Source organism: Streptomyces sp. ISL-100 (assembly GCF_018614615.1).
Lineage (GTDB): Bacteria > Actinomycetota > Actinomycetes > Streptomycetales > Streptomycetaceae > Streptomyces.
This window is the reverse complement of record NZ_JAGGOK010000070.1, coordinates 1-12,895: the sequence shown is the minus strand read 5'-3', so window position 1 is coordinate 12,895 and position 12,895 is coordinate 1. Positions and strand designations below refer to the sequence as shown.

Genomic DNA, 12,895 nt, shown 5'->3' with positions numbered 1-12,895 from the left:
GCCAGAAGTCGGTGCGTGCTCGTCAGGTTTCGCCGGGGTGTGGGAACACCTCGCTACCAGCGCCACTCCTGCTGCTTGAAGAGGTGTCCCGCCTTGATGTTGCGGTCGGCGCACCACGCCAGGAACTCGTCGATCTGCTTGATCTGGTAGGTGTCCTCGGTGTACGTGGTGGCCATGACGTGGCCGAGCCAGTCCTCCTCGCCCATGGCGTAGATGTACGCCTCCTTGGCGCCCAGCTCGGTCATGATCGCGGCGGCCTGCTCGGCGTTCGAGCCGGAGAGCTTGCGCGAGTTGCTCATCTTCTTGGTGACCGGGATGGTCAGCAGCGCCTGGTAGAGCCAGGTCAGCGGCGCACCGTCGCACTCCATGCCCAGGAAGGCGTAGTCGGCCGTACCCAGGTGCCCCTTCACATAGCGGTAGAGAGAGGGGTCGATGCCCGAGGAGTCGGCGCCGATGTAGATCTTCTTGCCGGCGAGCTCGGCCCAGTAGGTCGACTTGCCGCGGATGTCCAGGTCGCAGTGCTCACCCAGGAACGGGGTCGCGGTGATCTTGCCTCCCGGGAACTCCACTTCATCGAAGTCGTCGACCTCGATGACCGGGAAGCCCTGGTGCTTGAGCATCAGGGCGATCGACGGGTCGGCCAGGTTGCCGCGCGAGGACCGCGGCACGACGATCGCGCCGACACGCCCGCGCAGCTGCAGCAGCGTCTCCAGCACGATGTGGTCCTGGTGGCCGTGCGTGATGAGGACCAGGTCAATGAAGTCCGGCAGGTCGTCCAGGGTGTACCGGTCGCCGGCGGTGCTGTCCGCGCTGATGAACGGGTCGGTGACGATGGCTGCCTCGGGCGTCTGCAGGACCAGACAGGCATGCCCGAAGTACCGGATACGGCCGCCGCCCTCGATGTGACGGTCCTCGGCGAGGCTGGGCCGCGCACTCAGCATGGTGGACAGCTGAGCCGCCTGCGCGTCGTCGAGCTCCAGCGCCTCGCGCAGGTGGCCCAGTGTGGTCGGACGTACTCGGGTCTTGAACAGCTCCTCAAGTCCCGCGTGCCGGAACGGGATATCCAGCTCCAGAACGTCCGGTGACTTCAGCCTCGGCGTGCTCAGGATGAACGGACGCTCGATCCCGGTCTCGAACGAGAGCTGCACCGACTGGCGTGCCTCGGTGTAGACGGGGCTCTTGTAGATCACCGGCTCCATGAAACGCATCTGCGCCTGGTTGTTGGTGTCGTACGCCAGCTCGACCAGGCCGCCCAGCTCCGGCGGCAGCTTCGGGTACAGCGGAGTCAGATCGAATCCGGTCGCGTTCGCCCGCAGCAGCTCCTGGCCGGCGGCGATCGCCTCGGCGAAGCGCAGCATGTCTGCCCGGTCCTGCTTGATCGCGGACAGCAGATCGCGCACCTCGTCGGCACGCTCCTCCGCGATATTGATGAAGTAGCCGCCGCGCAGCTCCGGGTTGTTACTGGCCGCGACATGAACCTGCGGAGACTGCAGATACGACTCCAGCAGCGGTACATGCAGGAATGCCAGATTCATCGCCGCCTCGATCGGCGCCAGCGTGTGCGGCTGGGCGACGAACCTGTCCACCAGCGGCTCAATTATGACCTTCGACCGCAGAAACACCTGCTCATCAGACATCTGCACCCCATCCCTCCAGGAGAACCGAAAACGTTTTTACCGGCCCGAGACACACCGCAAATTACCCATGGCGCCACACCGGACCGCAGAGAAAACAGACAACCACAGGGAAAACACACAGACCTGAAGTTCAGTGCGCCGACGAAATCACATCCGGCTCGCCGCACACAGGGTGCTCTCCTATCCGAGGATGGCCCGCGCCACACGGTCGATCAAGACTCTGCATCCTCACGACGCTTGAACACACAAGCGGAAGCGATGGGCGGGCTCTCCTGGCGCGGGCGCATTGTTCAACTGCGTTACTGCGGCAGTTGAACAGCACCGGGCAGCGCGGGAACGCATGCGCGTCGCCACGAAACAGACCGGCCTCCGCTGCCCAAGCAGCGGAGGCCGGTCGTCGTCATGACGGGTTACGCGCTCATTGGTCGCGGCGGTGCACGGTGGTCACGGCGAGGACGGCGGCGACGAGCGCCCAGGCCGCGAGCACGACCCATGCGCCGGCGACCGTCCACGGGTAGGGGTGGCCGACGTTGGGATCGTAGGCGAGATCGGACAGGCGCATCCAAGCGCTGTAGGGCAGCACGTGATCGATGACGGCCGGCAGGTAACGGTCGTCGCTGAGTGCCGTGGGCACAACCAGCAGGATGGCGAAGGAGCCCATCACGGCGCCCGCGCTGTGCCGGATGACGGCGCCGAGAGCCAGACCGACGAGCGCGGCGACCGGCGCGAGCAGTGTGGAGGCCACGACGACGCGCAGTGCGCCCGGGGAACCGATCGAGGCCGCGGCGTCCCGCCCGGACAGGATCGCCTGGGTCAGACCGAACGAAGCCGCCGCGACGACGGCGCCGAACACGGTCATGACCACCGCCATGACGACGACTTTGGCCGCCAGTACCGAGCGGCGGGCCGGTACGGCCGCGAAGGTCGTGCGGATCAGCCCGGTGCTGTACTCGCTGGTGATCGAGACCGCACCGATGGAGCCGGCCGCGAGCAGCAGGGCCGTGGCGGCGTTGCCGGTGAAGGCGTCGGCCGTCGCGATGCCGCGACTGACGAATTCGGCCCGGGCGAGCGCGTCGTACTCGTACCAGTAACGGTAGTGGTCGTAGGCAGTGAACACGTTGAACGCGATGACGGCCAGTGCGCTGATCAGGAGCGCCCAGGGCGTCGAGCGCAGCGACCACAGCTTCAGCCACTCGGCGGCGACGAGGTCGCCGAACCGGGCTCGGGGTTCCGTCACCGGCGCGGTGAGGGACTGCTCGGTCGTCGGGGCGGTCATCGGCCTTCTCCTGCCAGGTACTGGACGCTGTCGGCGGTGAGTTCCATGAAGGCGTCCTCCAGCGAGGACGTACGGGTGGTCAACTCCTGCACCGGCACCACGTGTTCGAAGGCGAGGTCTCCGATGGTGGCCGCGTCCATGCCGGTGACCGTCAGCAAGCCGCCGGCGTCCAGCCGTACCGTCGCGCCCTCGTCGGTCAGAATCGCTGTCAGCGCGGCGACGTCGGGCGTGCGCACGGTCACACTCGTGCCGGAGCCGCGGGCGGAGAACTGCGCCAAGCTCTCCGCGGCGATCAACTCGCCCCGGCCGATGACGATGAGCTCGTCCGCGGTGTTCTCCATCTCGCTCATCAGATGGCTGGAGACGAACACCGTACGGCCCTCGTCAGCCAGCCGGCGGAACAGCCCGCGCAGCCACTTCACACCTTCGGGGTCCAGCCCGTTCAGCGGCTCGTCGAACAGCAGCACCGGCGGGTCGCCGAGCAGAGCGGCGGCGATTCCGAGCCGCTGCTTCATGCCGAGTGAGAAGCCGCCGATCCTGCGCCCCGCCACCTCGGCCAGGCCGACCTCCTGCAGTACCTCGCCCACCCGGCGCCGCGGGATGCGGTTGCTGCGGGCCAGCATGGACAGATGCGCCCGCGCGCTGCGCCCGCCGTGTACGTCGTGCGCGTCCAGCAGCCCGCCGACGTGCCGCAACCCGCGGGGGCGGTCCCGGAAGCTGCGGCCGTCGACAGTGACGGATCCGCTGGTGGGATCGTGCAACCCCAGGATCATCCGCAGCGTGGTGCTCTTGCCTGCACCGTTCGGGCCGAGGAACCCGGTGACGCGCCCGGGGCGCACGGTGAAGCTCAGGCAGTTGACGGACGTCGTACTGCCGTAGCGCTTCGTCAGTTCATTGGCTTCGATCACGCTCCCAACGGTGCCGTTGCCGGCCCCGGACGTCATCCCTCCACCGGGGGTACTTGGGGGCAGGCGTCTGCCTCCTGAGAGGTACCCCAATGGTCTGATGCCCTAATGCCACCGAGGTTATTGAAGTCAAGTAACCAGGGTTTGGACGGTACATATGCGTCATCGTCTGAACCTTCCGCCCGCGAGAACTGCCATGCAACGATGACGGGCACGCCTACAGCATTCCCCGATCCCCCATAAGGAGACCCCCATGGGGAAAACGTGGACGCAGGAGACATCCGCATTTTCCGCGGCGACAAAATGCACTCCGCGACTTACCCGCGGCGACATTGACAGCGCGGAGCGGCGGCTGATCGGACGGGTATGGAGGACTCCGGTTGTCCGCTCGGACCATTTGGACGCGCTTTCGGGCGCCCGATTGTGGTTGAAGGCCGAGAACCTGCAGCGCGGTGGGTCATTCAAAATCCGGGGAGCGCTCCTGGCCGTGGAGCAACTGGCCGCCGCCGGGAGCCGGGGCGTGATAGCGCAGAGTACGGGCAACCACGCGATCTCGGTCGCCATGGCCGCCGGCGAATACCGGTTACCCACCACACTGGTGCTGCCTTCCGACGCGGCACCGGCCAAAGTCCGGCGTATTCGGGAAACCGGGGCCGAGGTCGTACTCGTCGGCACCAGGCTCGCCGAGCGGGTGGCCGTGGTGGAGGAACTGCGGGAGCTGCACGGGTACGACGTGGTCGACCCCTACGAGAACCCGCACGTAGTCGCGGGCCAGGGAACCGCCACAGCCGAACTGATCAGCCAGGTGGCCGGGGAAGGCACCCGGCTGGACGCCGTGGTCGTGCCGATCGGCGGTGGCAGCGCGATCGCCGGTGCCTGCCTGGCGGCCTCGGGGCACGACGTGACGGTGGTGGGGGCGGAGCCGGAGGCTGTGCCCGCGTTCACCGCCGCACTGCGCGAACAGCGGCCGGTGACCGTTCCCGCACTGCACACCATCGCCGACGGGCTCCGCCCCGACCGGATCGGCGACCTTCCCTTCGACCTCGCCCGGCAGAGCGTTGCCACGGTCGTCACCGTACGGGAATCAGCGATAGCCGATGCGCTGCGCGCCGCCTTTCTCCACTCCCGGCTGGTCATCGAGCCGGCGGCAGCCACCGCGCTGGCGGCGGCCTTGAGTCACGCCGCCGACTGCGGGACCGACGTCGGAGTCCTGCTCAGTGGCGGAAACGTCGAACCGGGCCTGGTCACCTCGTTGCTGACCGACCACGTGGACGGGATCCCGATGCCGTAAGCGCCCGGATGAAGTGCGAACACCCCCACGCGAAGGGAGCTCCCGCCAGATGGCGGGAGCTCCCTTCGCGTTGTCACTCCTCGCGTCCCAGCCAATCCGACACGGCGGACCACACCGTGCCCAGAGCCTCGGGACTGCCCAACTCGTAGTGAGTGCACGGAATTCCGGTCTCGGAGACCTCACCCGCCACATACGGCTTCCAGTGCTCGGCGGTGGGACCGTCCTCCGGCCTGTCCTCCTCCGCCACGATCAGCAGGGCATCACCGTCGAATCGCCCGAACTCATGACCGACCCGTATCGTCCGGTGGTTCTGAAGAACGCGTGCGAACCTCCGGTACTCCTCGTCGGTCACCGCCCCGAGAGTACTGCCGGCCTCCTGGCGCACGACGTCCAGCAGCCGGTCCACCTTGGCCTCCAGATCCTCCTGCGGCTCGTCGCCCTGCCCGGCGGGCTCCTCGTCCGGCTGCTGGACCCACGGGCTCATGTCCATGATGACCAGGGCCGCGATCTCTTCTCCCGCGGCTTGCAGCTGAACGCCCATCTCGTGCGCGATCGGACCTCCGTAGGACCAGCCCAGAAGGTGGTACGGACCGCTCGGCTGCACCGAGCGGATCTGCTCGATGTAGTCCGCCGCCATCTCCCGGATGGAACCGGCGAGTTCGCCCGCTCCGTCCAGGCCTCGGGCCTGCAGTCCGTACAGCGGGATGTCGGCCGGGACGTACCGGGCCAGTGGCATGTAGCACCAGCTCAGCCCGCCCGCGGGGTGCACGAGGAAGAAGGGCGGCTCGCTGCCCTGGGTCCGGATCGGCAGCAGGACGTCGAGTGAGTCCCGTACGGACGACAGGGACATCCGCTTCATGAGTTCGGCGGCGGTCGGGGCCGCGAACAGGTCGCGGACCGCGATCGACACTCCACGCGCCCGCAGCCGCTCCACCAGCCGGACCGCCAGCAGGGAGTGTCCGCCAAGGGCGAAGAAGTCGTCGTCCACCCCGACCGACTCCACCCCGAGGACCTCGGCGAACGCCGCGCAGACATTCGCCTCGACCGAGTTGACCTCCCAGTTGGTGGTCTCCTCCCCCGCCGTGCTGTCGGGGACCGGCAGTGCCTTGCGGTCCAGCTTGCTGTTCGGCATCAGCGGCAGCTTTTCGATCACCACCACCGCCGAGGGCACCATGTACCCGGGCAGCCGGTCCTGGGCGATCGCGCGTACCGCCTGGGCGAGCCCGTCGGTCGCGTCGCTCGCGGCATCCCGGGTCGGCACGACGTAGGCCACCAGCCGCTGGTCGCCGGGGTTGTCCTCCCGTATGAGCGCCACTGCCTGCGACACCTCGGGGTGCGAGGCCAGGAGCGCCTCGATCTCCCCGAGCTCGACGCGGAACCCGCGCACCTTCACCTGGTCGTCGGAGCGTCCGACGTACCGCAGCTCGCCGCCGGCGGTCCACCGCACCACGTCGCCCGTACGGTACATCCGCTCACCGGCAGCGCCGAACGGACAGGCCACGAAGCGGCCCGCCGTCAGACCCGGCCGTCCCAGATATCCACGCGCCATGCCCTTGCCGGCGATGTACAACTCGCCCGCCACGCCCGGGGGTACCGGGGCCAGCGCGTCGTCAAGGACGTACACCTGGGTGTTTCCGATCGGGCCGCCGATCGACGACACGTCGGCCGAGTCACCCCGAAGCTCCGCGGCGGTCGACCAGACCGTGGTCTCGGTCGGGCCGTACAGGTTCGTCAGGGTGGGCGTCCTGGCCAGCATGGTGCGTGCCAGGTCACTGGGCAGTGCCTCGGCGCCGATCATCGCGCGCACCCGTGTCCAGTCCACCGGGTCGTCGGCGTCGGCCACAAGGCCGCGCCAGAGGCTCGGCGTGGCATGCACCATCGTCGTACCGGTGGAACGGATCACCTCGCGCAGCGCCCACGGGTCGAGCACCTGCTCCTGCGCGGCGAGCACCAGCCTCGCGCCGTTGATCAGCGGCAGGTAGAACTCGAAGCCCGCCATGTCGCAGCCGTGCGTGCTGACCGCGAGGAGCCGGTCGTCCGCGTCCAGCGTGAACCTGTCCTGCATGGAGGCCAGGAAGTTCACGATCGCCCGGTGTTCGACGAGCACGCCCTTGGGGCGTCCAGTGGACCCGGAGGTGTAGATCACCCACATCGGGTGCTCGGGCAGCAGAGGGGTCGTCCGCTCGGCGTCGGCCGGCGCATCGTCGGCGTAGCCGGCCAACTCCTCGGCCATGGTGGGGTCGTCGACGATCACCACGGGCACGCCTGCTCCGTCCTTGGCGTCGACCTCGAACTCATGCAGCCGTTCGCGCATGCTTTCGCCGGTCAGCAGGCACACCGCGCCCGAGTCCGCGATCACGTACGCGATGCGGTCGGCCGGGTAGTGCGGGTCGATCGGCAGGTAGGCGGCGCCTGCCTTGATCACTGCGAGCAGCCCCACCACGAGGTCGACGGTGCGCTCGAAGACGACCGCGACGACCGACTCCGGCCCCACTCCCCGGCCGATCAGGTACCGCGCGAGGCGGTTCGCCCGGGCTTCCAGTTCCGCGTAGCCGAGCTCCACGTCCCCGAAGGTCAGAGCGGTCCGGTCGGGGGTACGGGCGACCTGTGCCTCGAACAGCTCGACCACCGTCGCGTGCGGCACCTTGGCCTCGGTGTCGTTCCACTCGGTGAGCACACACTGGCGCTCGTCCTCGTCCAGTACGTCCACGGCGCTCAGCCGGATGCCCGGGTCGGCGGCCAGGGTCGTGAGGACGCGTACCAGCCGCTGAGCGATCCGGGCGACGGACTCGGGGTCGAACAGATCCGCCGCCGCGACCATCCCGCCGCGCATCCCCGCCGGTGCGCCCTGGGCGTCGAACGTCTCGGCCAGGCTCACGTCCAGGTCGAACTTCACGACCGACGTGCCGACGGATGTACCGGCCTCCGCGTCGGCCGGCTTCTCGGGCCCCGCGTCGGCCGGCGCTTCGGCCGGCACTTCGGTCTGCGCTCCGCGACCGGCGTCGAGACCGGGCAGGTCGAGCACCGCGCTCGCGGTGTTCTGCAACAGCAGCATCACCTGGAACAGCGGATGGCGCGCCATCGAGCGGGTCGGGGCCAGCTCCTCCACCAGGCGCTCAAAGGGTACGTCCGGGTGCGCGAACGCCCCGAGACCGGCCTCCCGCACCCGTTCCAGCACCTCATGGAAGGTCGGGTCGCCCGACAGGTCGGTGCGCAGAGCGAAGGTGTTGACGAAGTACCCCACCAGGTCGTCCAGCGCCTCGTCGGTGCGCCCGGCGATCGCCGACCCGATCGGGATGTCCGTGCCCGCCCCCAGCCGGGACAGCAGCACCGCCAGGGCGCCGTGCAGCACCATGAACATGGTCACGCCCTCGGCCCGCGCCACCCCCTGCAGCCGCGCGTGCACATCCGCCGGGATCTCGAGCGGTACTCGGTGCCCCCGGTGGCCGGCCACCTCCGGACGCATCCGGTCGAACGGCAGCTCCAGCTCCTCCGGCACACCGGCGAGTGTCTCGCGCCAGTAGCCGACCTGGCTGGAGATCAGGCTGTCCGGATCCTCACTGTCCCCGAGGACGTCGCGCTGCCAGAGGGCGTAGTCGGCGTACTGCACCGGCAGCGGTGCCCACTCCGGAGCCCGGCCCTCGCACCGGGCCGCGTAGGCCGTGGAGACGTCCCGCGCCAGCGGGGCCCAGGACCAGCCGTCACTGGCGATGTGATGGACCACCACCACGAGGACATGCTCAGCCGGTCCGGCCCGGAACAGCCAGGCCCGTATGGGGATCTCGGAGGACAGATCGAATGTGTGGCCCTCCGCCTCGGCCACGGCCGACGCGAGGTCACCCGGGGCGACATCGGCCACGGTGAGCTCCCAGGCCAGCTCCTCGACGTCGACGATCTGCTGGTACGGCTCACCGTCGGTGACCGGGAACACGGTGCGCAACACCTCGTGCCGCGCGAGCGCGTCACGGAAGGCAGCCGCCATCGCTTCGGCGTCCACACCGCCGGACAGCCGTGCGGCGACCGGGATGTTGTACGTGGCGCTGGGACCTTCGAGCTGGGCGATGATCCACATGCGGCGCTGTCCGTAGGACAGGGGTATCCGCTCGGGGCGTTCCGCTGCCGTCAGCGGGGCCCGTGCCGCGCCCGCGTCGGCCAGGCCGGCAGCGAGGCCGGCGACCGTGGGAGCCTCGAAGAGCTCGCGGATCTCGACCTCGACGCCCAGCACGGTACGGATCCGGCTGACCAGCCGGACGGCAAGCAGCGAATGCCCGCCCAGGTCGAAGAAGTCGTCGTCGACACCGACGCTCTCCAGGCCGAGGACCTCGGCGAACGCCAGGCAGAGGATCTCTTCCTGAACAGTGGCCGGGCCACGGCCACCGCCCGTCGTGGCGGCGTAGTCCGGTGCGGGCAGAGCCTTGCGATCCAGCTTGCCATTGCCTGTCAGGGGCAGACTGTCAAGCACCACAACCACCGAGGGCACCATGTGCTCAGGCAACCGCAGGGCAGCGAACTTCCTCAGGGTTACGGGCAGTTCTTCATCCACGCTCTCCGCGTCGTCGGGGACGACGTAGGCCACCAGACGCGTGTCACCCGAGGAATCAGTACGGGCGATCACGACCGCCTGGTCCACCAGCGGATGACCAGCCAGTACCCCCTGAACCTCACCCGGCTCAATCCGGAAACCACGGATCTTCACCTGATCGTCAGCCCGCCCCAGGAACACGACCTGGCCCTCAGCCGTCCACCGCACCCGGTCACCCGTCCGGTACATCCGCTCCCCGGGAAAAGAGAACGGGTCAGCAACGAAGCGCTCCCCCGTCAAACCTGCACGACGGACATACCCACGCGCCAGAGCAGCGCCCGCGACGTACAGCTCACCCACCACACCTACCGGAACTGGCCGCAGACACTCATCCAGAACATAGAAGCGGGTGTTGCCGATCGGCGATCCCACCGGGACCGCCTCACCCGCCACACGTTCCGGAGTCAGCCGGGTGGTCGCCACGCCGATGGTGACCTCGGTGGGTCCGTAATGGTTGAACACCCCGCGCTCACCGGCCGCAGCCATCAACTCCCGTACCCACGACGGCGAAGCAGCCTCACCGCCCAGCACCAGCGACTTCCCCGGGAGCACGCCTTCCACACCGCCGGCCGCACTCAGCGCCGCCAGGTGTGAGGGCACCGCCTTCAGACAGTCGATGGCGTGCTCGGCCAGATAGGCCGCCACCGCCTGCGGATCGGTGACCGCACCCTCCTCCAGAATGTGCAGCTCACCGCCGGTCGCGAGGCTGGCGAACACCACCGTGTTCCCCAGGTCCGTCGCCTGCGCCTGCAGCAGCGCATACCGGCCACCCGGCTCACCGAACCCCACACGGCCCGGCACCGAAGACACATAGTTCGCCAACGAACCATGCGTAACCGCCACACCCTTCGGTTGCCCCGTGGACCCAGAGGTGTATATGACATAGGCCAACGAGCCCTGCGCCACCCAGGCTTCCGGTGCCGTCGTCGGTGCCGCGGCCAGCTGCATCCCGGTCAGGACATCGTCCACCGCGACCAGACGCCCGCGTCCGGCCGGCAGCTCGTCAAGGATCTCCTCGGTCGTCAGCGTCAGCACCGCACCGCTGTCACGCATCATGAACGCGATCCGCTCGGTCGGCTGCTCCGGATCAATGGGCAGATAGCCCGCACCGGCCTTCCACACCGCCAGGATCCCGGCGATCATCTCCACACCCCGGCCCAGGCACAGACCCACAACCGACTCCGCACCCACACCCTGACCAGCCAGATAATGCGCCAGCCGATTCGCCCGCACATCCAACTCCGCGAAGGACACCTCCACGCCATCGGCGACGATCGCCACCGCATCGGGAGTACGCCCCACCTGAGCCGCGAACAGCTCGTGAACGAACGGAGCCACAGAATCGGTCGCCGTGTCATTCCACTCGACCAACACCCGCTGCCGCTCAGCCTCATCGAGCACGTCAACAGCACTGAGACGAATCTGCGGATCACCAGCCAGCAACTCGAGAACCCGCGCCCACCTCTGCGCGATCCGCCCAGCCCACTCAGGCTCGAATACATCAGCCGCCACCGTCACCGAACCATGCAACCCGGCGGGGGCGCCATCCGCATCGAGCACCTCCCCCACCATCACGTCCAGGTCGAACTTCGCCGCCCGCCCGTCCGTCGGCTCCCCTCCGGCCCGTGCAACCGGCCGGTCCGGCATTGCATCGATGGTGTTCTGCATCGTCAGGACGGTCTGGAACAGCGGGTGACGAGCCATCGACCGGCTCGGTGCAAGCTCCTCCACCAGCCGCTCGAACGGCACATCCTGGTGCGCGAAGCCCGAAAGGCCCGCCTCCCGTACCCGCGCCAGCACCTCACGGAACGTCGGATCGCCGGTCAAGTCAGCACGTAGTACGACGGTGTTGACGAAGCAGCCCACCAGGCCTTCCAGGGCCGCGTCCGTACGCCCGGCATGTGCCGAACCGATCGGGATGTCGGTGCCCGCGCCCAGGCGGGACAGCAGCACCGCCAAGGCGGCCTGCAGCACCATGAACCTCGTCACGCCCTCGGCCCGCGCCACCTGCGCGAGGCTCGCGTGCACCTCCGCCGGAACGACCAACGGCACGGTGTGCCCACGGTGAGAAGCGACCGCCGGCCGCGCACGGTCGAAGGGCAGCGCCAGCTCCTCCGGAGCCCCCGCCAGCGCCTCACGCCAGTACGCGACCTGGTGGGACATCAGGCTCTCGGGGTCCCGCTCTCCACCGAGCACCTCGCGCTGCCACAGGGCATAGTCGGCGTACTGCACCGACAACGGCTGCCACTCGGGGGTGCGGCCCTCACACCTCGCCTCGTAGGCCGCGGAGAAGTCCCGGGCCAGCGGTGCCCGCGACCAGCCGTCGCTCGCTATGTGATGGACCACGACCACGAGTACCTGCTCATCCGGCCCGGCATCGAAGAACCAGGCCCGGATCGGCACTTCGGACGCCAAATCGAATGCATACCTGGTGGCCTCGGCGACAGCATCGCTCATCTCCGTCGGGGCGAGCTCGACCACGCTCAGGTCCCAGGCCAGGTCGTCCAGGTTCAGTACGCGCTGATACGGCTCACCGTCCGCCACCTTGAACACCGTGCGCAGCACCTCGTGCCGGCCGATCACATCCCGCAGCGCCGCACCAAGTGCGTCCCGGTCCACCTCGCCGAACAGCCGCACGGTGATCGGAGTGTTGTAGGTGGCGCTCGGTCCTTCCAACTGCCCAATGAACCAAAGGCGTCGCTGAGCAAACGACAGCGGCACCCGCTCCGGACGCTCCCTCGCCGTCAGCGCCGGCCGGGCCGTGTCGGCGCCGACGAGGTGGGCGGCGAGAGCGGCGACCGTCGGGGCCTCGAACAGCGCCCGCAGCGGCACCTCCACATCCAGGACCGTACGGATCCGGCTGACCAACCGGACCGCGAGCAGCGAATGCCCGCCGAGCGCGAAAAAGTCGTCGTCGACTCCGACGCTCTGGATCCCCAGCACCTGCGCGAACACGCCGCACAGCAGCTCCTCCTGGAGGGTCGCAGGGCCTCGGCCCGCCGCCTCTGTGTCGAAGTAGTCCGGTGCGGGCAGGGCCTTGCGGTCCAGTTTGCCGTTTGCCGACAGCGGCAGGGATTCCAGGGCCACAACGGCGGAGGGCACCATGTACCCGGGCAGCTGATCAGTCGCGAACTCCCGTACCAGTGCGGGGAGTCCACTGGTGTCGCTCTCATGCTCGGCGGCTACGACGTAGGCGACGAGGCG

The 12,895-nt window shown here is 68.7% G+C and carries 5 protein-coding genes; 1 reads left to right on the top strand and 4 read right to left on the bottom strand.

Annotated elements, in window-relative coordinates; genetic code table 11:
* Window positions 1-53: 53 nt before the first annotated feature.
* The 3 genes from J7E89_RS29965 to J7E89_RS29955 all read right to left on the bottom strand — a co-directional run bounded on the left by J7E89_RS29965 (window position 54) and on the right by J7E89_RS29955 (window position 3,821).
* Window positions 54-1,637 carry an MBL fold metallo-hydrolase gene (locus J7E89_RS29965; protein ID WP_214977607.1) on the bottom strand — a complete coding sequence of 528 codons (1,584 nt, stop codon included), beginning with the start codon at window positions 1,635-1,637 and terminating at the stop codon, window positions 54-56.
* Between the two features lie 418 nt (window positions 1,638-2,055).
* The gene (locus J7E89_RS29960; protein WP_214977606.1) at window positions 2,056-2,913 is read right to left on the bottom strand and encodes an ABC transporter permease; all 858 of its coding nucleotides are present in this window, start codon (window positions 2,911-2,913) and stop codon (window positions 2,056-2,058) included.
* Entirely contained in the window at window positions 2,910-3,821 is a 912-nt protein-coding gene (locus tag J7E89_RS29955) for an ATP-binding cassette domain-containing protein (RefSeq protein WP_308315642.1), read from the bottom strand. Before J7E89_RS29955 ends, J7E89_RS29960 begins: the two co-directional genes overlap by 4 nt.
* A 250-nt stretch (window positions 3,822-4,071) precedes the next feature.
* On the opposite strand from J7E89_RS29955, the gene J7E89_RS29950 reads away from it, so the two are divergent.
* Window positions 4,072-5,109: a threonine/serine dehydratase gene (locus J7E89_RS29950; RefSeq protein ID WP_251061288.1), complete on the top strand. Its 1,038-nt coding sequence runs from the start codon at window positions 4,072-4,074 to the stop codon at window positions 5,107-5,109.
* Between the two features lie 73 nt (window positions 5,110-5,182).
* Here the strand turns inward: J7E89_RS29950 and J7E89_RS29945 are convergent.
* On the bottom strand, window positions 5,183-12,895 hold a 7,713-nt coding region (locus J7E89_RS29945; RefSeq protein WP_214977603.1), incomplete at its 5' end, for a non-ribosomal peptide synthetase.

Bases quoted from the DNA above. Each gene is read 5' to 3' on its own strand.
- J7E89_RS29965 (WP_214977607.1), bottom strand. From the start codon at position 1,637: ATGTCTGATGAGCAGGTGTTTCTGCGGTCGAAGGTCATAATTGAGCCG.
- J7E89_RS29960 (WP_214977606.1), bottom strand. From the start codon at position 2,913: ATGACCGCCCCGACGACCGAGCAGTCCCTCACCGCGCCGGTGACGGAA.
- J7E89_RS29950 (WP_251061288.1), top strand. From the start codon at position 4,072: ATGGGGAAAACGTGGACGCAGGAGACATCCGCATTTTCCGCGGCGACA.